Origin of the sequence: Allorhodopirellula heiligendammensis, assembly GCF_007860105.1 — a bacterium.
Taxonomy (GTDB): Bacteria; Planctomycetota; Planctomycetia; order Pirellulales; family Pirellulaceae; genus Rhodopirellula; species Rhodopirellula heiligendammensis.
In genome coordinates, this window is the sequence record NZ_SJPU01000001.1 from 1,938,367 (window position 1) to 1,962,879 (window position 24,513).

Here is a 24,513-nt window from a genome sequence, read left to right on the forward strand (position 1 = left end):
AATTTGTTCTGTCCGAATAGTGAGTACTGGCGGAGTCATCAGCGACGCCCCTCATCGGACAATCGTCTAGGCAGCCTGACCACAAAGCTGGTACGCTTTCCCTTCTCGCTGTTGACATCAATGGTTCCATTCATTGCCTCCACGAGACCTCGCGAAACCGATAACCCAAGGCCCATGCCCTGTCCAACGGTTTCCACTTTAGTGCTGAAGAATGGGTCGAAGATCTTGGCAAGGACATCATCGGCAATGCCTTGCCCGTAATCGGTGACTGTCAAAGTAGTGTGCCTTTCATCCGTCGCAGCGCAAACATCCACCCGACTTCCCGGATCCGAAGCCTGAATCGCATTGTGAATGAGGTTTAAAAGTACCTGTCGCAGCTCACCTTCACGCAGACAGACCTCTTCCGACGCGAGCCCCTCGGCCATTGCCGACGAACGGAATGAGGCATCGACTTTGACGTCCGCCTTTCGCGACATTGGTAACGCCAGAGCGATGACTTCATCAACGGTTTGTTTGAGCGAGAACGTGGAGGCGCGCTGCTGACTGGGGCGGTAGAGTTGATACATCTGATGAGTGATTCCGCTGATCCGTTCAATCTCCCCGTCGATGAGGTCGAGCTTGTCGTAGTGCTTCACATCGACCGGGATATGACGCTTCAATAATACGAACGCGTTTCGGATACCAGCCAACGGATTATTGATCTCATGAGCCACCCCAGCGGCCAATTCACCGAGCGCCGCTAACTTCTCCATCTTCAATCGATGTTGTTCCAGTTCCGCAACACGAGCAGTCCGTTCTTGGACGAGTTGCTCCAAGTGCTCGTTGTGCAATCGCAATTGGTCTCGCATGCGACGCTTTTCCGAGACATCCCGCACACTGGCTCGAAATCCCAACGAGCGCCCATCGGAGTCCGTCATTGGTTGCCACGACACCGCGACCCAGCACTTCGAGTTGTCACGATGCAGTGTCTCAAACTCAATGTTGTTTCCCGTGCTACCGCTGCTGGCTTCAATGAGGTAACGAGCGATACGATCTCGATGCTCCGGAGACGTCATCGGCAATGGATAGTCTGCCATCGCCATACATTCCTCCGGCGAGTATCCGGTAAAACGTTGCACAGCGTCGTTAACCCATAGAACTTGACCATCGCTCGAATGCCAGCTCTCCCAGTCGACAGTGCAGTCAGCGATCGAACGGAAGAACTCCGGCGGAATGGGATGCCCTCGCTTGGGAATATCCGGTGGTGGTGCGTTCATGCCGTGATTCTAGCTCCGTGGAAGTCGATCTCGCAGGGGGTACTGGAGACGCTCGAGGCGTCAATCTAGGTTGACGCTAGTGAAACGCAGGTTGACGCGTCGTAGCATCCTACGATGGTTTTCCCAGCGATTCACACAATATAGAGGTCCGGCGCGATGATTGCATTACTTCAGAACAATCCAGACAACGGTGCGTCAATGAATCCAGCCGATCACCGGATCGGGTAAACAGGAATCCGCCGTTGTCGTTGTCCAATCAGACCGGAGGCGATTGCCATGACCCCAGTCATTGTCCCCGAACACAAGCCCATTGAGTTGCCTCGCCATCTCCCTACACCGACGAGAATTGCTAGCGAACGAACGCCGTCATGGAATGACGAGCCGGCTGATCCTCAGTCACTGAAACGCTCCTATTGCGACGAAGAAAAGTACGTCTTCCAGCTCATCGGGTGGTTCCTGATGCTGATTCTTCTTCCAGCCGTGCTCACGATTCTCTACATGTTCGTCAACCCTGACGCGTTCACCACGGATGTTACGCCCACAACGGACCTATCGACTCGCTTGATCGAGAAGTGACCTGCAGCGAACGCCGGGTGCGTTCGAGGGTAGCTTAGCACGAACAATCCGAGTCCAGCTGTTTCAGCGGACCTACTCAAAAGAAGAAAAAGGCCAAAATCAGTATGACCGCGTTGAGCGCAATATAACTCAGTGGGAATAACCAGCGGCAACGGCGGTCGATGCGATCACCTCGGATAGGCCCATGCCGGTCGACCGTGTTCACGTACAGGCTCACCACGACGGTGGCGCACATGATCAGGAGGCTGAGGTTGAGGAAGGCGTTCATCATCGTCACGCTCGATACATTTGGCACGATTCCCACCAACGTTATTTGGTACGCCACCGCAGTAAGAATCCCCACAAATGAAACGTTCACACGGTCGCCGACCGACGAGCGGTCCATCCAAAACACTGACCACGAGAGCATCACAATCAAGCTCAATGGCACCACCACCAGGCGGACCATAAACAGCGGCTCTCGTTTGACATCAATAGCGACCACAAATGATGAAGCCGGTCCTACCCCTATGCTCTCTGAGGCATCGAGTGTTCCCATCGACGCATGTATCTTCCTCAGGGACCACTGTGGAACCTTCGTAAACGATCCGTTGGTGGACGCAGCGCTCGACGTGTCATCGAACGCAATGACACTCGAATCAAAGCCGAATATCCGGAAGACCAGTTCTAAACGCTGGCGGTCGAAGGGGAACCGCCGCATATTGAGATCCACCTTCGCAACCGCATCGATAGCTTGACTGAGAGTGCTGGTGCCATCGGGTTGTACCCGGAGGACAACTGCGGAGGTGTCGTATTCTCCCGCTGTGTTCGCGAGCGTGACCTGGGGGTACCAGCCACTGTATACCTCATAAAACTGAAAATCTCCTGAAAAGACTTTCTCCCGAATGCCTTCTTGCGCCGGGTCGAATGACTGGTTGGCATTCTTCCACACGAGTGTGAGCACTCCGGAAATCCCAACCTGTTCCGCTTCGTCGTTAATGCCGCTGATACTCAGCAGGTCGAAAGTAGCGTGTACACTCACCGGGCCGTCAGCGACTGGGGGATTGAGTGGATGCCACTGCGCCACCGTTGGCTCGGGCGGCGCGACATCAGGTTCGGCGGCAGCAAGTTGCCCGCAACCTATCGCGACAAAAGCGACTGAAACCAAGCCGCTTAGCCATCGGTTTGCGGTGATCCAAATCGTTCTTTGTTGCGCTTTCGTCTCGATATCGTTTGCCACCAACTTCTCGCTTGCACTTCGTGACCCAGGGTGATGAAAATTTAAATGCCGACTCATGGTGCATCTAGGTGCGAAGCAGTGCATTCAGGCGATGTACTGTCAACCCATGGGCGGCCGCAAGGCACCGGATATTCTATGTCTGGCCTGTTTTTTTGATATAACGCTTTCACAGCAGACGCAATGACTTTGCGCATCCCCACCTCTGAATCTCGTGCTCTCGCAGCGGCCCCATCAATTCCGTGGTACTTGGAGAAATCCAATGCGCTGGTCCCCGTGGCGGTGGTAGGTCGCACCTTCACGATGCGGCACGGAACGTTAGAGCAGATATCGCGGACAGGATGCGTCGTGTCCACTCAAAGGTATTTTTCCAACGCGGGGCGAGCAAACTGTGACCAATCCCATCACCAACGCCCCGGGGATCGCGTCCGGGCGGCGATGATGCTACCCAAAGCGACTTAGCAGTGGTGGTCGTATCAGAGCCGTCGGCCAACACATTTGGCGGGACAATGATTCCAGATCCAGCGCGTCTTAGGTTTCCAGTGTGCCGACAATTTCGGCGATGGTAGTGGCACCAAGTTCGGCGAGCGCTGATGGGAGTTCGTCGACAAGACGCATCGAGAGGGTGGGGTCGTAGTAGTTAGCCGTCCCGATCTGCACAGCCGATGCGCCCGTAATGAGAAATTGCATGACGTCGTCGAGACTGGCGATGCCGCCGATCCCGATGATAGGGATTTGGACCGCTCGGCGGACTTGATGGACACAGCGGAGAGCAATGGGTTTAATCGCCGGACCGCTCAGACCGCCCATTCCGTTGCCGAGAATGGGGCGCCGTTTCCGCCAGTCAACTGCCATCCCAAGGACTGTGTTGGTGAGGCAGACCGCATCTGCCCCGCCATCGGCGGCACCGCGGGCAATATCCGAAATGCTGGTGACGTTGGGGGTGAGCTTAGCCAGGATGGGTACCTTCGTGGCGGCGCGAGCTGACGCTACCACGCGCTGGCAGGACTCAGCATTGGTACCGAAGTCGACACCGCCACTGACGTTGGGACAAGATAGATTGAGTTCAATCGCGGCGACCCCGTCGCATTCGCCGATTCGCGTGGCGAGCTGCGTGAAATCCTCTACCGTGCGGCCTGCCACACTGACGACGATCGGAGCAGCGAGGGTGGCGAGATACGGCAGGTGGTGCTCGATAAAGGCCTCCACACCATCATTATCGAGGCCGATTGCATTGAGCAGGCCAGCGGAGGTTTCTACAGTGCGCCAAGGAGCGTTGCCGATACGGGGTTCCGCAGTGATTGTCTTGGGCAGGATGCCGCCGAGTCGATCCAGGTTGACGATTGACTGCATCTCGCGCGCGTAGCCGAACGTGCCCGAGGCGACCATGATCGGATTAGGGAGCGTGAGCCGGCCCAGAGTCGTTTGAAGATTCACTGCGGTTGTTGCGGGCATGACAGGATCAGGCGGTGGTGAATTTGGTGGATAAGTCGGTTGGCAACATGCTGTTTACTGCCCGAAATCTTTTCAATAATACGACCATCTGGGCCCAACAACTCAACGTTATTATCGGCCGCATCGATCGCTTCGGGACCGTTGCTGACCATCAGGTCGCAGCACTTCTTTTGCAGTTTGACGGTAGCACGGAAATGCCGGTCATCGGTTTCGAGCGCGAAGCCGACGACCCATTGGTCGCTGCGTTTGCCTTGACCGAGGACGGCGATGACATCGGGTGTCTCAATAAGTTCCAAGGCGAGTGGTTCACCTGTTTTGGACAACTTTTGGTCGGAAACCTTGAGTGGCTTGTAGTCACAGGGAGCCGCAGCACCAATGGCGCCGTCGCACTCTGGAAAGATCTCGCCGGCGGCGTTGAGCATATCGTCGGTCGTAACGACGGGGATGACTTGGGCGCCCGCGGGGTAATCAACGCCGACGGGGCCGGACACGATCACGACGTCATGGCCCTGCTGCAGCACGGCGGCAGCAAGGGCGGCACCCATCCTGCCACTCGACGCATTGGTCAGATATCGGACGGGATCAAGATACTGTCGCGTGGGACCGGAGGTGATCAGGATCTTCGCACGTCGTGGGGCTTCATCGCTCACGCCGGGTTGTCTTTGGATCCGCGAGAATCCCTGCCGCTGACAACCGCTGTGATAATCTGATCAAGACGCTCACCGACAATATTCATGCGGGCGGCGGCCAATGCAAACAGCCGCTTTTCCGATTCGGCAAGATGTCCGTCGGCCGCCATCATGGAGATTAAATCAGCAAGGAGCGCCTCGCGCGAGGCTTCATCCGCGGGTAGTTCAAGGGCGGCGTCATCACCGAGCCCGTAGGCGAGGGCGGATTGTAAATCGTCTTGGCCGAGCCCGAGCGCTACGCAGCGATCCGCGACCCATTCGACTTCACGCTGGCCAATGGAGCCATCGGCTAATGCCATCACGACGATGTTGCGAAGATGCCTTTGACGCTCGGTATAGTTGGGTTCGCTCATGGGAGCCGGGTGATTCGCGATTTGTTGAGAAGTGACTACTGCGGTGAGCAGGGCAGCATTTTAGCAGAATGAACACAGGGGTGAATCGGACGGATACGCATACCGCGACGAAAACCTACAGCTCAGGAGCTTCGCTGCTACTCAGTTCGCCGACGACGCCACGGACGATCGCTCGGAGTCGAGGTTCAGCGGCATTGGCGGTAGCAATGATTTCGGCAACGTTGGCGGGTTGGATCGCGTCGGGCAAACACATGTCGGTGATTACGCTGAGGCCCACAACCTTCAATCCGCAATGGATCGCGACAATGGTTTCAGGCACGGTGCTCATGCCGACCACGTCAGCGCCTGCATTACGGAGAAATCGGTATTCTGCGCGGGTTTCTAAACAGGGACCTGCCACAGCCACGAAGACGCCTTTGTGAGGGAACAGTCCCTCGCGGTGGGCGACGTTCATTGTTCGCTTGATCCACTCCTGATCGTAGGGCTCGCACATGTCGGGGAACCGCGGTCCCAACCGATCGTCATTGATTCCAATCAACGGATTGCCGCCCATCAGATTGATCTGGTCTTCGATAACCATGATATCCCCGTTTTGATAGTACGGGTTGAGCCCCCCGCAGGCGTTGCTGACAATCAACAACTCCGCGCCAAGCTCCCTGAATACACGCACGGGAAGCGTGATGTCTTGCAGCGAATAACCTTCATAGAAGTGAAATCGCCCTTCCATCGCCATGATCGGGACACCACCGAGCGTGCCGATGACGAGGCGACCGGCGTGACCCGTGGCAGTCGAACTGAGAAAATTGGGGATATCTGCGTAGTCCAGCGTGGCCTCAACATCAATGTCACCGACCAACCCACCGAGGCCCGTACCGAGAATAATGCCAGCTCGAGGAGGCAGACTGCTGTGCTGACGAATGTACGCACAGGATTCTTGAATTTTATCGTGGAGATGGAGCATGAAATAGTTTGGCTGAGGACGAGTTCCGCTACGAAAGGCGTGTCGATTGGCTATGTTATCAGCCAAGATGATTCTTTGCATTGCCTCTGACGACTGATTTTGCCATGGCCACTCCTTCGCCCGATGTATTTGAGAAGCTTGCGACGTTCTACTTGGGACGCCATTACGACACGGCCGAGGGCAAGTTGCTCGACGACTTGATGCTCTATGACGCCAAAGACCTGTGCACGCACGCGATGTGCGTGGGCATGACGGGCAGCGGCAAAACGGGGTTGTGCATCTCGTTGTTGGAGGAGGCGGCGATCGATGGGATCCCGGCGATTTGCATCGACCCCAAGGGTGATCTTGCCGATCTGATGCTGGCGTTTCCCGATATGCAGCCTGCGGATTTTCAGCCTTGGCTGGAGGCCGGGGAGGCCAGTCGCAAGGGCATGACACTGGATGAGTTCGCAACCGCCACAGCGACGAAATGGAAGAACGGCCTGGCGGCGTGGGGGCAAACTCCAGATCGTGTGGGCCGATACAAAGACGCGGTAGATGTTGCGATCTATACCCCCGGCAGCAACATTGGATTGCCTTTGACGGTGTTGAAAAGCTTCGATGCACCACCCCCAAAAGTGCTCGACGACACCGATGCAATGCGGGAACGGGTTACCGGCGCCGCATCTGGTTTGTTGACTTTGTTGGGTATCGAAGCAGACCCGCTGCTATCACGAGAACATATTCTGATCAGTTCGATTCTCGACCACTGCTGGCGAGAGGGACGCTCTGTTTCGGTGGGCGATTTGATCGGGTTGATTCACGCGCCCCCCATCACCCGCGTGGGTGTGCTGGATCTCGAATCATTCATGCCCACCAGCGAGCGAAGTAAACTCGCGATGATGCTCAATAACTTGCTCGCCTCGCCGGCGTTCTCCTCGTGGCTCGAAGGTGAAACGCTGTCGATCAAGAAACTGCTTCATACCGCCGAGGGTAAGCCCAGGATGTCGATTCTTTCGATCGCGCATCTGAGCGAGAAAGAACGCATGTTTTTTGTCACCATTCTGCTCAATGAAGTTGTCGCATGGATGCGAACACAGAGCGGCACCAGTTCGCTCCGCGCGATTTTGTATATGGATGAAGTTGCGGGTTACTTCCCCCCGGTCGCCAACCCGCCCTCGAAGCCACCGATGTTGACGTTGCTCAAACAAGCCCGAGCTTTCGGATTGGGAGTGACGTTGGCGACGCAAAATCCAGTCGACCTTGACTACAAGGGCCTGTCCAATATCGGCACTTGGTTCCTCGGTCGTTTGCAGACCGAACGCGATAAGGCGCGGGTTCTGGAGGGACTCGAAGGTGCGGCGGCTCAGTCAGGCAAGCCCTTCAATCGAAGTCAGATGGAACAGTTACTGGCGTCCCTCGGTAGCCGCGTGTTTTTAATGAACAACGTTCATGACCCGGCTCCGACCCTCTTCCAAACTCGCTGGGCGATGTCGTTCCTTGCAGGACCGCTCGCACGCGACCAAATTCGCCGCTTGATGGCGACACGCAAGACCAACTTGGCCCAGCAAGCCAAAGCAAAAAACGCGTCGGTAGCGAAGCGTTCGGTCACCCCGACCAGACCGGTGCTGCCGGCAGGCATGGGCGAGTCGTTCCTGGTTCCGACGGCCTTCGTTCGTGGTGAAGGCAAACGGATCTATCGAGCGGCGTTACTAGGTGAGGGGAGCCTGCATTACGTTCGCAGCAGCGCCAAGGTGGATGCTTGGGTAGATGGGCGTCGATTGCTCGACTGTGGCGATGGCGTTCCCAAGGACGGTTGGGAATCCAGTGAAGTAAAGGATCCCGCATCTGAGTTCGAGAAAAAGCCGGACCCGACGTTTGCGTTTTCAACCCTACCGGACGAACTTAGAGGCAAGGCGACCATCAAGACATTGTTCAAAGACTTCGAGGACTACTTGTATCGACACCACCCGATGCAGTTGTTCAAAAGTCCTGCATTGGGAGAGTATGCCCCGCCAGGCATGAGCGAAAGTGAAGCTCGACTTCATTTCCAGCAGGCTGCACGGGAGCGTCGGGATCTTGAAACGGACAAATTGCGAGCGAAGTATGTAAAAAAGATGGAATCCATCCGGAGTAAGATTCGCACAGCAGAAGATCGATTGTCACGTGAATCCGCTCAGTATGACAGCGCCAAGATGAGTTCTTTGGTGTCCTTAGGAGCATCCGTTCTCGGTGCGTTCATGGGCCGAAAGTTCGCAACCAAAACGAATGTGTCGAAAGTCTCGACAGCTGCTCGGAGCGCCAGTCGTGCTGCCCAACAACACGCCGACGTGGATCGTGCTGAGCAACAACTCAAAGAGTATCGATTGGACATGGACGAGATGAATGAAAAGCTAGAGGCGGAACTGAGTGATTTGACCAGCTCACTCCAAATTGAGAATCTGGAACTTGAGATACTGGAAATCTCGCCACGAAAAAGCGATCTCAAAATCAGTGACCCCATGATCGTCTGGACACCGTGGCAGATGACAGCTGATGGGGAGGCAGTGCCGTTGTTCTAAGTTTGACACTGACGCGTGATTGATGGGAGCGATGCAAAGCGGTTTCGACGGCAGTGCTGAATGTGTTCGATGTCGCGATATAATCGATGCGACATGTGGCCGCGTCGCGAGCCCGGCTGCGTAAACTTTCACGTCGCGGCTCAAAGAAAGCGACAACGCGTTGGCAACTTTACTCAGCTTGCTTACCGTCGTTGCGGTTGACCATGGCACGGTAGACATTCATGTCGATGGAATCTTGCAGAAACTTAATGGATCCGTCTGCCATTCCAGCGGACGCCCCGCCGGGGTGGAGGCTCCCGAGGCCACCGACGAAGGCTGGGTCGTGATACACCTCCGGTGAAACAGCTGCATTGATTGCTGTTCCCGCGTTTCGTAGGCTGCTGCGGGTACCACTCATCCAGCCGAGATCATACTCGCGGGGCGATAGTTTTTCACCTAGCAGCAACGTATAGGAGATACCATCACTGATCTCGTCAGGAACAATCCAATGATTGAGCATGAGTAGTCCATCATCATCAATACCGATTGGCACGCTCTCGCTGGCGTGCAAACCGGCGTAACTGGTCGTAGTGGCGATCTGCTCGCCTACCGATGCGGGGCACCGGAGAAAAGGAAGGTCGGTTTCACGCACGCCCTCGTTTGCAGGAGCGTAGACGCCGACATCAAAATTAATCGTATCGTAGAGCGCCTTGCGATCGAGGTAGGGGAGCAATGACGAGACCCAGTTGTGATGATAGCCCTCCGGCAGACTCGAGATGCTCAGCTCGGCCATCTGAGCCGAGTCCGGTGAGATCACGCCTGTCCATACTTCCGCTGATCCACTGAACGTGCCGCTGGGCAAATGCCGATGATCGACAGCGTACGTTTGGCAGGCGAGGAGGAGGCGGGTCAGATTTTGGTCACAGTTGCTACGTCGAGCGATTGACCGCATGTCCCGGACCACAGGAATGGAGATCGCCAGCAAAATGGCGACGATCGCGATGATCACCACGAGCTCTAGCAGCGAGAACGCTTGTCTGCGATATGAATTCGGTTTCATGGAAACCTCTCTGTCCTGATAATTTGGAGCGTAGCGTGTATGGTGAGGGCGGCAATTGTAGTAGATATTTAAATGCTGTCTCAGCAAATTGATCCGAATCGTTGGGTTTTCCGAATTGGACACCGATCACCATGCAAAACTATTCGCTGTTTGCCTTGCTATTGTTCGCCTGCGTACCGGGCTCAACGTCGGTTGCAGCGGAGCCGGTATTCACCGTGATGACGTGGAATCTCGAATGGTTCTTTGATGATTCAAAACAGGGAAACTTCAGCGATCTTGCCCAAGAAAAGTCTGCACCGACGCGGGGTATGTGGAATTGGCGGCGTGACGCTGTCGCGGCCGCCATCGCCGGCGAGCGGCCTTCGATCGTCGCCCTGCAGGAAGTCGAAGGCCCGCGTGTGTTGTGGTATTTAGCCCGCGCGCTCGATCGAGAGCACGCGTTGAAATACGAGGATTATGCGATCGAAGGCAATGACCGCTACACTGAGCAGGATGTGGGGTTGCTGACGAAAGCCCCGGCTGAGGTGTTGTCGTTGATGATGGGAGATGTCACCGAACGCATGCGCCGCACCCAACGGTACGCGAGCGTGCCCAAGCATCTCGCGGCGATCGTCGAAGTCGTCGTCGACGGCGAGACAGAGACGATTTTGGTTGTCAACGTGCACCTGCGCAGCGGGGTGACCGGTGATCAACTGCGGGCTAAACAAGCCGAGAGTCTCAATCGATGGATCCAGCTTTGGCAGCAACCTTCCACCCATCTTATCTTGCTCGGAGATTTTAATGCCGACTCCACCGCCGGGGATGTTGATGCGGAGAGCGAATTGGCGATTTTGCTCTCACGGGGCACATCCGATCCCAGCGACGATCTCGTGGATCTGCTCGAGTGGGTCCCAGTCACGGCGCGCCAGACACATTTGCTCCCAGGTAAACAGTTTGATCGAATTCTCGTCAGCCGATCTTTAGTCGAGGACGAACCCGGTCGACTTGACTTGTGTTTGAGGGGCGTCGCGGTTCGTCCTGAACTATCAATTCGCGGCGGTCCGGATGCTGCCGACGAACACTGGAACCACTACTGGGAAATTGATTCGGCAAGCCGAGATCTCAGTGACCACTATCCTTTCATTGCAGAGTTTGAAATAAGATGAGCGATACCCAACCGATGATCCGTTTGGATGACTTTCTTAAGGCCGCAGGTATCGTTGGAACTGGCGGGGAGGCGAAAGTCCGCATCCAAGCTGGAGAGGTGCTCGTCAACGATGTTGTTGAAACTCGGCGGCGACGGCAATTGCGCACCGGTGACGAAGTGAATTGGAATAGCGAGGTGTGGGTCGTTGAAGTTACCGTCGATGACTGATCGCGCCGCAGGCGTTGAACAGGGTCAGCGCCTGCACTGTTTCGGCAACATCGTGAACGCGTAGGACGTGTGCTCCGGCGGCGGCGGCGGCCAGGGAGACGCCAAGGGTTCCCGCCAGGGGATCATATTCTCGGCCAGCAGCATCAACGATCCCTTGGAGTCGCTTGCGAATGAATCCTTTGCGTGAATGGCCGATCAAACATGCGCATCCGAGATCCGTGAACGCGGCGATGCCACGAACGAGTTCGATGTTATGGTCGTGCGTTTTACCGAAACCAATACCAGGATCGAGGCAGAGGCGGGATTGTTCAATCCCAGCGGCCAGGCATGCGTCGCGTCGAGCGATTAAGTAGCTGCGAATATCGGCGACGACGTCTTCATAGCGTGGATCATCCTGCATCGTCTGCGGGGTTCCCTGCATGTGCATCACGCATACCCCCACGCCACGATCACGCACCAAACTTGTCATGGCAGGGTCGCCTTCCAGCCCGGTGACATCATTGACAATTTCCGCCCCTGCATCGATGGCTGCTGCGGCAACACGAGACTTGCTCGTATCGATGCTGATCGGAATGGATGTACACGATGCCAATCGCTCAATGACGGGGATAACGCGAGCGATTTCCATCGACGTATCGACCGGGTCACTGTATGGACGAGTGCTTTCGCCGCCAATGTCGATGATGTCCGCTCCGTCGGCGACCATCTGCAACCCAACCGCCACGGCAGCATCGATGCACAGGGATGAATCGGCACCGAACAGGCGCCCTCCGTCAGAAAAGCTATCTGGGGTGACATTGAGAATCCCCATCACCCGCGGTCCGTCCGAGAGGGTAATCGTGCGTTTCGATGTCTGCCAGATGGGAGTCATGATGATGTTCGTTCGATAATGGGACGGTTCAACGACGAAAAGCCCGAAGGGTCTGCCAAAGCGGACCGATCGAGCTAGTCGTGGGAGGGCTGTCGTTAGCCCGGGCGCGTACCCGGCGACAACCACTCAAGCCTCCGCCCCTACACGGAAAGTCAAATGTATTTTTTCAGTCGATGCTAGGGAGCACGTTGGTCTCAGCGGGTGATCGCCATCCTGCGTACCGGCTGCGGAGCATATTCACTGGCTGTAGGACTTTCGTAGGATGCCGGTGCCACCGCCGCGGACGGTGCGTTTGTTTTGACATGGCGAGCCGTTTGCCAGGCTCCATGAGCCGGTGCCGATGAGGTCGTTTCGAGCACGCTGGGCTGTGTCGACGCTGGGGTGGGTTGATTCAGCGATGGAGCCGGTGTGGGGATACCAGGTGGTTGAGGTGCAAGCAGTTCGGCGGGCGTGTCGCCTAGTTCGGACAAGGGCTGGTCGTTCACCTCGATCGAGTTGCGATAGGGATTCAAGTCGATTCCTAGCGAGTCGTTCATGTTGGCATCATTGAGCATCAAAGCATCCGGTGGCAGGACCTGACCTTCGGTCATGGTACCGCTGCCGATGATTTGGGCTGCCGAGGCAGCGTCTCGCAACGGTCCTGTGCGGACAACGCCTGGTCGGCTCACGCCGTAGACGAATTCCTTTCCTGCACTCCGTTCACGGGCTCGTTCGAGAGCATCCCAGTAGGCCTTCTTGTTCCAAGCACCTTCCCGCAAGGTGATGTTGCTATTGGCGAGCATCGTGCCTTTGAGAAAATCGATGTAATTGAGCGATTTATTGTACTCACCGAGCGAACGGTAGTACTCAATCTGAGCTTGAGCTTTACGTTGTTGACTCTGCAGCACCACGTTGACGGGACTCCGACCGTTGCGGTCATTCTTAAAGTCCGCCAGGCGGGCTTCGACTTCTTGCTCGGCGGCTTGCCAGCGTTGAGCATTGGTTTGAATGAGTTGGTAGTGCGTCGCAGCTTTGGCTTCGGCGTCGGACAACTTGCTGATGAGCAGTCGCTCGGATTCTTGCAAGTTCGCTTTGTCGCGAATCAGACGCAGTTTGGCACCACGAATCCGAGTCAGTTCACGCCGGGCACCGAAGGCCGGAGGAGTGATCTCCAACCGCACAGCACCTTCTTGATAGTTGCCACCCGTCAGGCTCGACAACGCACTGCTGCCCGCGGCAGGGAAGTCAACATCGGAACCCGATGGTGGGCCGAGGGTATCCCCCACACCGACATACCGGTAGAGCACTGAGAGATTCACTTCGGGGAGGATTTGATTCTTGGCGGCGATGAGTTCCAGCTCTTCTTGTTTGATGCGCGTCTTCTTTTGACGTAGTTCCGGCGACAGGTACAGAGCCTGGGCGACTGACTCATTCCAATCGTGCTCCACGCGGGCACTGGTGGGTTCGTCGATCGGACGGATCAGGCGTCCGTCGGTAGGCGAGATGCCCAGCAGCACACGCAGCTGGCGTTCGGCACCGTAGACGCCTTGACGGTCGGCTCCGGGCAGGTTCGATCCACCGATCGCGGACTCGAGCAAGCCACGAAACTGATAGTACTGTTCGACTGACTGGGCAAGTTCCTGGCGGGTGCCGGTACCGTTTTCCAAGTTCAAACGAGCGTATTGAGCCGTCGCGATCGCACTGTTGCGGCCAATGATGGCAGTCGAAACGTTGCGGTAGGCGACGTACAGATCCCAGTACGCGACCTCAACGTCACGGACGAGGTTACGGACCTGGACTTCGTACTGGGCAATCGAAACGTCCTCGTTCAAGCTGGCCAGCACGACGGGAATGCGATTGATCAACGTCCCGCGGTTTCGCATCAAAGGCTGCTGCACCTGAGCTTCCATGGTAACCGTGTAGTCGCTGTGGACCTGGCGTGACGCGGAGTTGATGGCTCCTAAGGGAAGATTGTTTCGACCGTAGACAAGTTGGTTTCGGATCGTCGCAACACCACCGGTGGCGAGACGTTTGCTAATCGCACCTTGAGCGGTAGCGTCGTCGGACTGAAAGTCAGCCCGTGACACGATGCTGTCACCCGAGTTACGCGGGCGGTCGGTGTTGCCATAGTTCAGGAAACCGCTGGCCTGTGCGTCAAACTCCGCCAATGCGTCTTCCACGCCACCGATTTGGTTAGCTCGCAGAACGCCTCGCGGCAGCACACGATTGCCATTTCCATCAATGGTCAGCGGAACCGACTGCGTCGTTGATTGGGTGATGGCGACATCGTAGACACTGCCAAACTGATCAGCTGTACCACTGATGAACTGGTCAGCAACATTCTGGCGAGTTTCCAGGATCCCACTGGTCGTAACGAAGAACTTGGCATTGCCCAACGCGATCGAGACAGCTTCCTCGAGCCCGAGGTTCCAGAACTCATAATCGTGATTGCCGATCGTCAGCGGGGGCAACGTCTGAGTCGTATCGGGTAGACTCTCGACATCCACATCGGGATATTCAATCTGCGTCGCGGCCTGAAGGTAATACTTCAGATCGGGCGATTCGTTTAGAAAGAATGGCTGAGTGGGTGCACAACCGCAGGCAATCAAGAGCGAAAGCCCGAGTTGCAGGTAAGCAGTGTAGCGGTATAGCAGCGAGCGTTTCATGCCCTGGACTTCCCTGGATCGGCGGTGACCGGCAAATCCATGAATCGCGATCGCCACAAAGCAATCGTGTCATGCATTCCCGTAAACCGTTGAATTGGAAAGCCCCCCTACAAAAATCTCACGCCGTACGCTCCACCGAGCGACATGAGATCTCTGTCCGAGAATGCTATCGACCAAGCTGGCTGGTAACCTTTGACGATTCTGACGAATTTAACGAAAAAAAAGAAAACCTCGATAAACTCAACCCGAGCGATTGATGAGCAAACGACGAAGCCGAGCTAAAAACCAGTCTGCCCGTGAAACCTCTGCCCGTGAAACCGGAGCGAAGGAAACCGGTGAAGTCACGCACGAGGCGTCTGGAGCGACGCTCGGCGAAAAGGCTGCTGGCGAGCCGACAGGCAAACAGACAGTCACCCCCCCATCAAACGTGCCGCCGGTGTGCGGGCCGATGGCGGGTGGCGCCGATCCAACCGAACCCTCGAGTGCTCCACCGCATCACGAAAAATACGTTACCGAGAGGATTGCCTTGGACGCCTCAGGCGGCGGCAAGCAAGCATTTTTCCCCCAACTGCCTTCGTTATCGCGGATCATGTCCGTGGTGATGCTAGTGATCGGGATCCTCGCCGTGGGGGTGCTGTTCTACCAGGTGATGGTCGGATTCTTCGTCCCGTTATTCATGGCAGCGCTACTGGTGGTGATATTTCGACCGGTTTATATGTGGTTGCTGCAGCAGACCAAACAACGCCGGCGGCTTTCCGCTGGACTGACGACTGCCTTGGTGCTGTTTATCGTGCTATTGCCGTTGGGAATGCTGATTTCGATCGCAACGACGCAGTTCACCGTTCTGCTATCGCGGATGAACGGAAGCGCCTCGGTGGCGCGAGATCAGATCCGCGATCAACTCGGCCTGAGCCTTCCTCACGCTGAGTATTTTCGCGCTCTCGACCGAATCACTGACACCATGGGAGTCGGTGGAGCCGTCCAAACAGAGAGAAGCACCGCTTCGTCGGCGGACAATCGGGATGATCTACTGGAACGGGCCCAGGAACTGGACAAGGCGGCCGCCATCGTGAGCTACTTGCAGGAGGACGTTGCGGGACCAGAGTCTGCTGTTGACGCGGCAGCTCAGGCGGTGACGAACATCCACAACTTTTCTGCAGCCCTGCGGGAGACGGCGAAACAGGAAACGGAGGCGGACCGGATCGGTCAGACGAACCCACTTTTGCGACTGGACGTTTCGGAGCAATTTGAGCAGGACGCAGTCAAGACGGCCGCGTCGATCCGTGCCTGGATGCACCTCAAACTCGGCGGGGCGATGCTAAGTCAGCTGAAACTATTGGTGAATCCCGATGAAGCAGACTTCACCCGCCTGATTCGTGGGGCGCGGGAGTCGCTGCAGCCGCGATTTGTGAAACTGACCAGTGCAACTGGCAGCATGCTCGCCAAAATCCTGTTCGGATTGGCCATCCTCGTCATCTCGGTGTATTTTTTCTTGATCGACGGGCCTGCCATGACCTCCACGTTGATGCGTCTCTCACCCCTCGACGACGCCTACGAACGGCAATTGCTCACTCAATTTGATCGCACCAGCCGCGCCGTCGTGTTGGCGAGCGTCGCCAGCGCGGCGGTGCAAGGAATTCTTGCCACCTTCGGATTTTGGCTGTGCGGATTCGATCAAATTATCCTGCTCTTGTTTTTGACCAGTCTGATGGCGTTGATCCCATTTCTTGGTGCCGCGTCGGTCTGGGTTCCCTGCGTCCTGTGGCTGGGCTTTGTCGAACAGCGCTGGCTCGCCGCTGGCCTGCTGGCCCTTTGGGGCGCGGCGGTCGTCTCCTCAATCGACAATGTGATCAAAGTGTACGTATTGCAGGGCCGCAGCCAACTGCACCCGCTATTCGCGCTGCTCAGTGTCATTGGTGGAGTTTCGGTGTTTGGACCGATCGGGATTCTCGTCGGTCCGATGGTGGTCGTGTTCCTGCAAACGATGCTAGAAATCCTCAACCACGAAATCCAAGACTTTTGAGCTGTTAGTCAACCAAGGAATATAGCCCGCCACCATCACGGCGAAGTTTCCCCTGCTCGGCCAATAACCGCCACACGGCAGCCGGGTATTGATCCGGTGGCCGGATCGCTGCAACGCCGGACGTGTTGCCCGCGGACATGGGGCCGTAACCGAGTCGTGATTCGTCGTCCAATCGAGTGAGTTTCAGACGTTTGCGAAAAGCCTTCATCGCTAACCGCAGCTCCTCCTTCGAGAACTCGGGTTCAGCAGGCACTTCGGGAGTTTCGTTAGACTCAGTCATGGTTTGTCGATGTGAGGAGTGGAACGCTTCAGTAAACACGTGGTATGGGTCATGCATCATACTCGCAAAGGCAGCGTTGCGCGACCACCACACCGATCACACACCGCGTTGTCTCGCTCAAATTGTTGCCAACAACGTGGGCAATAGGACAACGAGTATTCGTCTTCGGCCCGGGGTGGCTTCAGACTCTCCTCGAAAGCGATGTTGTGTGCGGCAAGGAACTGAGTAATTCTTTCTCGTTGGTCGACTCGGCAATCCTCTAGAATCGCGATTCCGAGGGCGGGGTCCAGTGATTCCTCAGGCAGGTCGGGGGCGAGCGGGTAGACGAAATCCCGCACGACACGATGAGCGAAATCTCGCAGCCGATCTGGCGAGTCAATCGTCGCCGAGACTGCCAATGGATGAAGCAGCGACTTCGCCAACAATTGCCGACTCAAATAGTCAATCGCTCGCAGCGGTACCGCCGGCGACAACAGCGAGCACGCAATCAATTTGAATCGTCCGATGCGGTCGTCTTGAAACAAGCAACAATGTGCTCGCCACACCAATGCAACCGTCGTCCACCACAACGCAAATAGGACCACGATGTACGTCGCGGTGGTCTGGTTGTCGACTTTCAAGGGCAAGACGCCGTAATACAGCAACATTCCAATGGGCCCGATCCACGCTAGCATCAAATGCGCGCATCGGCGAATGGGCGGGGTGAGAGCCCGCAGACGATCCAGACGTTGCGAAATTTCGTCCGTGTTGAAGAGACCGCAATAGAATTGATCGATTTGATCAATCCGCGCTTGTTCGGATAGGCAGGCTAGTTCCCGGAGCACACCGGCGAAGTGATCCGCCATCACGGTGCTTCCCATCGTGCAAATGAGCTGCTCACCGCTGCGGACGTCACGCTCGCGAGCCCGGCAATTTGTCAATTGCTGCCAGGTAAATACGTCCCCAGATCGAGTCGGCCGATCATTGCTCGTCGGAGACGCTGGCACAAATGCAGCGATCCCCCGCGCCGACATCGAGATGGGCACTTCGTGGCACAGCAGTGTCATGTCCGACGGCAGCACCCCGCTGAGCAGCAGCGATCCATGATCGTTGCCCGTCAGACGGATGGCGGGATGACGATTTTGAAAAGAACCGTGCCGTGACACGAAAACGGCCACGCCGCTCCGCGCCCACACCAGGGTTTCCCATGCATATAAAAGAACAAGAACGACGAAGATCCATTCGACGTCGGAGAGAGACGGCATCAGTTTAGCGACCTACCGAACCGCTTCGCTGCGGTCGCCGCCACTGAACAGCTTTTTAAAGAACGAGCCGAGCGCCCCAAAGAAGACAACGATGCCCAAGATGACCGCCTTGCCACCCTTGGCCAGCAGCAATCCGAGCTTAGCCAGCAATCCGGTCTTTGATGCAGCTACCAGCGCGCCGCCACCCACGAGCCCAGCCAACCCATAAGCAGCGACTTTGTCGCCCTGTCGCCATTCTGCGTACTGATTGCCTGTGGTGAACTGGTATCCTTCTAGGATTTGATTTACCGCCGGCAACGCGGCCCGATACGTTTCAGGATCGCCCACCAATGTGGCCTCCATCACGCCCCGTCGACCCAGCATCCGAATGTCATAGTTGATAGCGTTGCCGCTGGGAAAATCCAACTTGAGACCCCACGTGAGATTGTTCGTTTCGGGGTCATAAAACGGTGGTTTCGCCCAGCTCATCGCAGTCAGTTCCTCAAGTCCCATGGACCGTCGCTCTTCATTGCCTGCAGGTATGGACGCTCGAAAATCGCTCATCAAACCCTCCGGGTCGAGCGCCTCCCGATCGGAATCGTCGACGTATCCAATGTCGTCAAACTGGAACACGAGCGTCCAATCTTCATCCTCTGAGTCCGGCACGAGGGCCCCGAGCATGTTGGGATTTCGAGGATTACCATAAAGTTCCAATAACTCCTGGGCGCCCGCGGCACCGGTGTAGGAATAGCCTTCTGGAATTTTGATTTCGGCAATGTCACCAATTTTGCCGACGCTGGGCCCTTTTTGCCATTCAATTGCCGCAAAACGCTGCATCAATGCCATTTGTTCCGGCGAGATTCCCGGCGGGGGCTCAGAATCCTGTGCGTCGGTCGAGCCGGCCAGGAAGATGAGAACGAGTAACAGCATGCCAGCACTGCGAATGCCAACCAAATCGATGGAACGGAACATTAATTGAAACCCTCAACAACGTGTATCTCGGTGGTATGCAATAACAGCTAACTTGGCGACCATCGCCCGCGGCGAAGAATCTAACGCAATCGCCGTAGGATGTAAAGAAAAAACGCGTTAGAGCTTAGTTGGCGCGGGAATTGCGAGCCCCGTTCCATGCCTACTGCTCTCCGGGCCGTCACCCCTTTTATGCCTCTCTGAACAAGTAGAATTGATGGAATTTTTGAAACAGACGCTACGTGAATTCTCCAACAATAATTGCTCGACACTCGCCGCTGCGTTGGCGTACTACACTGCCTTCGCCCTGCCGCCGTTGCTCTATCTGTTGCTCACGATTCTGACACTTGGTCTGTCGCTGATGTACGACAACAAAGACGCCGAGGCCAAGGCGCGGAATGTCTTGACCGGCAAAGCTGCTGAAATGCTGGGCAATGAGGCTGCGACCGAACAAATCTCGACCATCCTGGAAAACGATGAAAAGTCAAGCGGCAAGTGGTGGAAGACACTGCTGAGTTTCGGGGGCATCGTCATCGGGGCGACTGGAGTCGTCGCGGCGTTGCAGGCAGCGCTCAACCAAGTCTGGGAAGTTCAGGCAGACCCCGAACGGGCGACTTGGAAAAACTTGCTCGGCAAACGACTGCTCTCATTCGGCATGATCCTCGGCCTCGGCTTTCTGCTGCTGGTCTCGTTGATCGTCTCATCGGTGCTGGCAGCGTTGGGGGACCGGGTCGGCAGCATGATCGGGATGTCAGGCGCATTCGCTTCGGGGATCAACATCATGGTACAAGCAGTCGGTGTCTTCATCGTGTTTGCCTCCATATTCAAGTTCATGCCTGATGCAATCGTCAAGTGGAGTGACGTGGTTGTCGGCGCACTGATCACGACGACACTATTCCTCGTGGGCCGTTATGGACTGCATTTGTACTTCACCTACAGTTCGCCTGGGGCGCAACTCGGTGCCGCCGCCGCATCGCTCGCCGTGTTATTGGTGTGGGTGTACTACACCGCCATGATCGTCCTGTTGGGCGCTGAAGCAACGCAGGTCTACGCGGTCCGCTATGGCGATGGCATCATGCCGGAACGTCACGCAGTGCGAGTGGTTAAAGAAATTAAACGCGACGAAGAAACAACGGAGCCAGGCGGCTCTGTCGGTTGACTAGGTTGCCGTCCCGTCTTGCGCGCTACCGTAGGGGCGTGTGCTGATGATGCCCTCACTCGGGCTGCTGGCGGTGCCGTAGAGTCGACGGGGAATGCGTCCCGCCAGAGCGGCATGTCGCCCCGCTATCACCCCGTGCTTCATTGCCGCAGCCATCCTCACAGGATCACGGGCATGGGCGATGGCGGTATTCAATAGTACTCCGTCAGCACCGAGTTCCATCGCGATTGCCACGTCACTGGCGGTGCCGACTCCCGCATCAATGATCACCGGATAATCCGGATCGTCCTGTTTGAGATACTCCAAAATAATTTGTAGGTTGCCGGGGTTCAGGATGCCTTGCCCGCTGCCGATCGGACTGCCTGCTGGCATCACACTGGCCGCGCCCACGTTTTTGAGCCGCAGTGCTGTGACGGGGCAATCACTGGTGTAGCAGAGCACGGAGAATCCATCTGCCACCAGCTTCTCGCAAGCCCGCACTGTCTCGCTCGGGTCGGGTAACAGGGTCTTGGAATCCCCCAGCACCTCGAGCTTGACCCAATCCTGGCCCGGATTCTCAAGGGTCTGCAGAATTTCGCGACCAAGCCGAGCGGCGCGAACTGCGTCCGCGGCGGTGTAACATCCCGCCGTGTTGGGAAGCAGCGTGTAACGAACAGGATCGAGGAAATCCAGAATGTTCTGGCCCGTTTTGTCGTAGAGCCGCTCCCTTCTCACAGCGACTGTCACGCACTGTGCTCCCGAGGCGACTAACGAATCTCGCATCTGATGCATGGAATCGTAGCGTCCCGTCCCAACAATCAATCGACTGTTGAGAACGTGGTTGCCAATCCGCAGGGGTGCGTCGTCGGCAAATGGATCGGGGTCTTGGACGTGGAGGTCGGACGAGTTCGGGGGAGTGGACATCACGCATCCTGAGATAGCAAGTGTTTTTCCACATCGTAACTCTCGACAGGTCGCTCGGGAATTACCCCGAGCGACCTGTGAAACCTCGCTCGCGTCGATGCCGCGGTTAGGGTGCGAGGATGTTGTTGCCCTGTTGTTGGCGTTCATCGACGTCCTTAAAGAACCCTGGCAGGCTATTGGGGATCGAGCCCGCTGCGTCGGATGCCTCGGGTGCGAAGTCCCTGCCACGAACAGCCGAACCGAGTGGCGTCGTCAGTGAATCGTCAATGGTCCGCAGATATGCTTGCAGTTTCCAAGCCGGAATCACGGTAACACCGAGCTCTTTCGCTTGAGTTTTTAGCTTCGATATCGCGATGACGTCTGCAGAGTCTGCTTCTTCAGCACCCTCTGGCGATTCACCGAGCACGAGGAATCGCACGCTACTATCCAGTTTGCCTTCGCTGCTGCCGTCGGGATTCATGATCGCCGCGACCTCCGCTCCGGCGGCACGCACCATCGACGCGACAGCATCGGTGTCGGGCCGAGCGTCATCGTCAAGATCGATATTCCAGCCCAGGGCAATCTTCACACGCCGCCCAGGAGCCCAGAAAGGCGAATAGATCTGATCGCCATCGATAATTGGATATCGAATTTCGGGACGGGCGACCACGCGAGCTTCCGCACGATGTTGACCAAGAACCTTGGTGACCTGAATAGTCGCTTTGACCTTCGCATCCTGCAGTCGAGTTTCGTCAGCATCGATCACGCCAAACGTGACGCCCGCATGCAGATTGTCGGCCGAGCCCAGGTTAATGTTGACCACGTTGCCGTCGCGGACCACGTAAACAATTTGTCCCTGCGTACTCTCGAAATTATCGCTACGGAGTTTTTGCAACTCGATGAGCTGAGTATTGATGGTCGAGAGCAACGTATTCTCTCGCTTCTCGAAGTCCGCCATATTGGTTTTGAGCCTCTTTCGCGCAATATTGAGTTCCTGGGAAGTCCGCAGGAGCGTGTCGTGATTCTCAGCACTGGCGAGCTGCATGGTTTCCCGATCCTCAGCGAACTTCGACTGTTCTTCCTCGAGCTTCTTGTTGGCTTTATCTTTGTCCGATTCCGCTTGCGATTGAGCCTTCCTCGCTAGGTCGACCTCAGCGTCCGCTTGCGTCCGAATTGTGGTGGCTTCTTCCCGGGCCTGGCTGTACTGCACATTGCGCGAGCGAATGGCGTTGACGAGGAACTCGGGAAGGGCCGGGTAGTTCTGGTTCTGTTTGTCCACTTCTTCGCCGAAATACGACATGTTGCGCACGAACTGCTGTTCAATCGTATCCATGTCGGGGTCTCCCCCCGTGCTGGTGGACAGTTGCTCAATTTGAGCTTCCGTCAAATTGCCAACCCCCAGCATGAATTTCATCATTGTCGCTTGACTCTGCATCGTCTGCAGTTCTCCCCGCGCAGTACTCAACTGACCTTTGGCCGCGTCGGCGGTCTGCGAGGAGGTGCTCCCCCACTGGTAGAGGAAGAAGTTCAGGGCCAAAGAAAGGACCAGGAAGATCAGGCAAGCGATCAAGCTGCCACGGATGACGGAATCGTCGCGTGCGGCCATGATGAGGGTCGTGGATTAGGGGGAAGTAGAGGCGGTTGCACCCAATTGTATTCGCAGAATGCAGGGATCACACGCGCCGAACTGAATTTTCGTTACGAATTGCCAGGGATTGGGGTTCGGGTCGTCCCGGTTGCGGCGGGTAGACCGGAAAAACAGGTTCCCGAGGCTCACTGATCTGCCAGCTGATCTGGGATGGTCACCTGATCTGATCAAGTCAACTGCCGGTTCAGCGGGTCCGGAGCGGCCTGCAAGCGGGGTGCGGGTGCTCGCGAAGGGTACGGCTCGATTCATTCATTCGCTGTCGAGTTCCCGGCGGATGTTGCGTACCCGGTCCTGGATGAGCAGGGGCAGCTTGCTGCGCAGCAGATTTCGCCCGGCGAACCAGTTAGGCGGTTCATGGATAACAAATCGGATCTGAACGAGGGATGCTGCTGGGTCACCAGGCAGCGTGGTGATCGCTACGTACCCACCCATTCCCGCGTAGGGTTCGGGTGTGCCGAGTACGCGCTGGCCAACTTCCGTCCGCTCGATCGGCCGCCACTGGTTGGCGATCGAATCAGCCTGCGGCGAAGCTGAGCCGAAACGAGCGTCGAGCAACCACGTCAAAATGATCGGAGCCGACTCGTCATCGGTCGACCAGATCGACCGTCGGGCGCGAGCGACGCCACTCAGAACGACTTTGCTCATAATTGGTAATCGCAGGTAACCCAGGGACTCGAACTTCTCGTCGCGCGTGACGCCGTACTGCGATAGTTCTGCAGTGGTCAAGGTGCGGGTGAGGGGCTTTTCAATGTCGTCGGCACTCGCATCTGGCTCGCGATCAATCGTTTGGTCGTCTGTCTCATCTCCTACTTCGGATTGAAAGTCATCCAATACCCGTGAATGTCGAATCTCGGAGATAGATTGATGAACCACAAAGGCGACATCGATGAAATGTCCTACTCTCCGGCCCTCAGCGTCCTCGATCGCGTCCGTTTTCACCGCCAACGGGGCAACGACGGAATCGCGGACAAAACGCGTGACGCCCTGGGGGCCAGCGATTCTCGTCAAAGATTTTGTCGCCACAGAACGATCAACCAATTCGCCATTGATAGAAACAAATGTGGGCGCAGGCAGCGTGTGAGAAACATCTGGGGTCAGCGAGATCCCCGTGGTCGTCATTTCGCGGAGCAGGTTGTCGGACGCCAGCCGCTCATCCACTTCATCCTGCTGGACGTCCGAAACACTGGCCGACGTTTCATCCGCGAGTGGCTCCGGTGCAGACTGTTGAACTTCATCGGAGGCCAATATTATGCTCTGGCTCATACCGAGAGCAACTGCGATGGCAAGGGTCGCATGGAAAACAATCGCCGGCGGTCGCTGCGTCAGGCGTGCTGAAGACATTCGTTTTACAAGGTCCGCTGCGTGCTTGATGCG

21 protein-coding genes are annotated in these 24,513 nt (G+C 56.6%); 6 read left to right on the forward strand and 15 right to left on the reverse strand.

Annotation, left to right across the window (positions count from 1 at the left end; genetic code table 11):
* Nucleotides 1-38: 38 nt before the first annotated feature.
* Nucleotides 39-1,256, reverse strand: a complete 1,218-nt coding sequence (locus Poly21_RS07375; protein WP_146406226.1) for a PAS domain-containing sensor histidine kinase — start codon at nucleotides 1,254-1,256, stop codon at nucleotides 39-41.
* A 276-nt stretch (nucleotides 1,257-1,532) separates the two neighbouring features.
* Here Poly21_RS07375 and Poly21_RS07380 point away from each other — a divergent pair, with 276 nt between their 5' ends.
* A complete protein-coding gene (locus tag Poly21_RS07380; RefSeq protein ID WP_146406227.1) occupies nucleotides 1,533-1,832 on the forward strand; it encodes a hypothetical protein in 300 nt (99 codons plus the stop codon).
* A 76-nt stretch (nucleotides 1,833-1,908) separates the two neighbouring features.
* On the opposite strand, the gene Poly21_RS07385 is transcribed toward Poly21_RS07380, so the two are convergent.
* From Poly21_RS07385 to Poly21_RS07405, 5 genes are all read right to left on the reverse strand, one after another.
* Complete coding sequence (locus Poly21_RS07385; RefSeq protein WP_302117984.1) at nucleotides 1,909-3,051, reverse strand: ligand-gated ion channel; 1,143 nt, start codon at nucleotides 3,049-3,051, stop codon at nucleotides 1,909-1,911.
* Nucleotides 3,052-3,579: 528 nt separating this feature from the next.
* Complete coding sequence (locus tag Poly21_RS07390; protein ID WP_146406229.1) at nucleotides 3,580-4,503, reverse strand: dihydroorotate dehydrogenase; 924 nt, start codon at nucleotides 4,501-4,503, stop codon at nucleotides 3,580-3,582.
* Nucleotides 4,482-5,120 (reverse strand): phosphopantothenoylcysteine decarboxylase domain-containing protein, encoded by a 639-nt coding sequence (locus tag Poly21_RS07395; RefSeq protein ID WP_146406940.1) that lies wholly within the window; start codon nucleotides 5,118-5,120, stop codon nucleotides 4,482-4,484. Before Poly21_RS07395 ends, Poly21_RS07390 begins: the two co-directional genes overlap by 22 nt.
* A 29-nt stretch (nucleotides 5,121-5,149) precedes the next feature.
* Nucleotides 5,150-5,545, reverse strand: a complete 396-nt coding sequence (locus tag Poly21_RS07400; RefSeq protein WP_146406230.1) for a tellurite resistance TerB family protein — start codon at nucleotides 5,543-5,545, stop codon at nucleotides 5,150-5,152.
* A gap of 115 nt (nucleotides 5,546-5,660) precedes the next feature.
* A complete protein-coding gene (locus Poly21_RS07405; protein ID WP_146406941.1) occupies nucleotides 5,661-6,506 on the reverse strand; it encodes a purine-nucleoside phosphorylase in 846 nt (281 codons plus the stop codon).
* 104 nt (nucleotides 6,507-6,610) lie between these two features.
* Here Poly21_RS07405 and Poly21_RS07410 point away from each other — a divergent pair, with 104 nt between their 5' ends.
* The gene (locus Poly21_RS07410; protein WP_146406231.1) at nucleotides 6,611-9,046 is read left to right on the forward strand and encodes an ATP-binding protein; all 2,436 of its coding nucleotides are present in this window, start codon (nucleotides 6,611-6,613) and stop codon (nucleotides 9,044-9,046) included.
* A gap of 169 nt (nucleotides 9,047-9,215) precedes the next feature.
* On the opposite strand, the gene Poly21_RS07415 is transcribed toward Poly21_RS07410, so the two are convergent.
* The gene (locus tag Poly21_RS07415) at nucleotides 9,216-10,085 is read right to left on the reverse strand and encodes a DUF1559 family PulG-like putative transporter (RefSeq protein ID WP_146406232.1); all 870 of its coding nucleotides are present in this window, start codon (nucleotides 10,083-10,085) and stop codon (nucleotides 9,216-9,218) included.
* A 131-nt stretch (nucleotides 10,086-10,216) separates the two neighbouring features.
* Here Poly21_RS07415 and Poly21_RS07420 point away from each other — a divergent pair, with 131 nt between their 5' ends.
* Both Poly21_RS07420 and Poly21_RS07425 read left to right on the forward strand, forming a co-directional pair.
* Nucleotides 10,217-11,230, forward strand: a complete 1,014-nt coding sequence (locus Poly21_RS07420; protein WP_302117988.1) for an endonuclease/exonuclease/phosphatase family protein — start codon at nucleotides 10,217-10,219, stop codon at nucleotides 11,228-11,230.
* Nucleotides 11,227-11,439, forward strand: coding sequence for an RNA-binding S4 domain-containing protein (locus Poly21_RS07425; protein ID WP_146406233.1), 213 nt, complete (start codon nucleotides 11,227-11,229; stop codon nucleotides 11,437-11,439). Before Poly21_RS07420 ends, Poly21_RS07425 begins: the two co-directional genes overlap by 4 nt.
* On the opposite strand, the gene folP is transcribed toward Poly21_RS07425, so the two are convergent.
* Together folP and Poly21_RS07435 are read right to left on the reverse strand one after the other, a co-directional pair.
* Nucleotides 11,423-12,316 (reverse strand): dihydropteroate synthase, encoded by an 894-nt coding sequence (gene folP, locus Poly21_RS07430; RefSeq protein ID WP_146406943.1) that lies wholly within the window; start codon nucleotides 12,314-12,316, stop codon nucleotides 11,423-11,425. The two genes, Poly21_RS07425 and folP, sit on opposite strands and share 17 nt — an antisense overlap.
* 188 nt (nucleotides 12,317-12,504) lie before the next feature.
* Nucleotides 12,505-14,955 (reverse strand): TolC family protein, encoded by a 2,451-nt coding sequence (locus tag Poly21_RS07435; protein ID WP_146406234.1) that lies wholly within the window; start codon nucleotides 14,953-14,955, stop codon nucleotides 12,505-12,507.
* 256 nt (nucleotides 14,956-15,211) lie between these two features.
* Between Poly21_RS07435 and Poly21_RS07440 the strand changes: the two genes are divergently transcribed.
* Nucleotides 15,212-16,978 carry an AI-2E family transporter gene (locus Poly21_RS07440; RefSeq protein WP_302117992.1) on the forward strand — a complete coding sequence of 589 codons (1,767 nt, stop codon included), beginning with the start codon at nucleotides 15,212-15,214 and terminating at the stop codon, nucleotides 16,976-16,978.
* A gap of 4 nt (nucleotides 16,979-16,982) precedes the next feature.
* On the opposite strand, the gene Poly21_RS07445 is transcribed toward Poly21_RS07440, so the two are convergent.
* Genes Poly21_RS07445 through Poly21_RS07455 form a run of 3 tightly spaced genes read right to left on the reverse strand, consistent with a single transcriptional unit; the run spans nucleotide 16,983 to nucleotide 19,453 of the window.
* Complete coding sequence (locus tag Poly21_RS07445) at nucleotides 16,983-17,258, reverse strand: hypothetical protein (protein WP_146406235.1); 276 nt, start codon at nucleotides 17,256-17,258, stop codon at nucleotides 16,983-16,985.
* Between the two features lie 56 nt (nucleotides 17,259-17,314).
* Nucleotides 17,315-18,502, reverse strand: coding sequence for a hypothetical protein (locus Poly21_RS07450; RefSeq protein WP_146406236.1), 1,188 nt, complete (start codon nucleotides 18,500-18,502; stop codon nucleotides 17,315-17,317).
* Between the two features lie 12 nt (nucleotides 18,503-18,514).
* Nucleotides 18,515-19,453: a DUF2167 domain-containing protein gene (locus tag Poly21_RS07455; RefSeq protein WP_146406237.1), complete on the reverse strand. Its 939-nt coding sequence runs from the start codon at nucleotides 19,451-19,453 to the stop codon at nucleotides 18,515-18,517.
* Between the two features lie 214 nt (nucleotides 19,454-19,667).
* On the opposite strand from Poly21_RS07455, the gene Poly21_RS07460 reads away from it, so the two are divergent.
* Nucleotides 19,668-20,609, forward strand: a complete 942-nt coding sequence (locus tag Poly21_RS07460) for a YihY/virulence factor BrkB family protein (protein ID WP_146406238.1) — start codon at nucleotides 19,668-19,670, stop codon at nucleotides 20,607-20,609.
* Here Poly21_RS07460 and Poly21_RS07465 read toward each other — a convergent pair whose 3' ends face one another.
* The 3 genes from Poly21_RS07465 to Poly21_RS07475 all read right to left on the reverse strand — a co-directional run bounded on the left by Poly21_RS07465 (nucleotide 20,610) and on the right by Poly21_RS07475 (nucleotide 24,480).
* Nucleotides 20,610-21,512, reverse strand: coding sequence for a thiazole synthase (locus Poly21_RS07465; protein ID WP_146406239.1), 903 nt, complete (start codon nucleotides 21,510-21,512; stop codon nucleotides 20,610-20,612).
* Between the two features lie 106 nt (nucleotides 21,513-21,618).
* The gene (locus Poly21_RS07470; protein WP_146406240.1) at nucleotides 21,619-23,097 is read right to left on the reverse strand and encodes a hypothetical protein; all 1,479 of its coding nucleotides are present in this window, start codon (nucleotides 23,095-23,097) and stop codon (nucleotides 21,619-21,621) included.
* A 291-nt stretch (nucleotides 23,098-23,388) separates the two neighbouring features.
* Nucleotides 23,389-24,480 carry a hypothetical protein gene (locus Poly21_RS07475; RefSeq protein WP_146406241.1) on the reverse strand — a complete coding sequence of 364 codons (1,092 nt, stop codon included), beginning with the start codon at nucleotides 24,478-24,480 and terminating at the stop codon, nucleotides 23,389-23,391.
* Nucleotides 24,481-24,513: the final 33 nt, after the last annotated feature.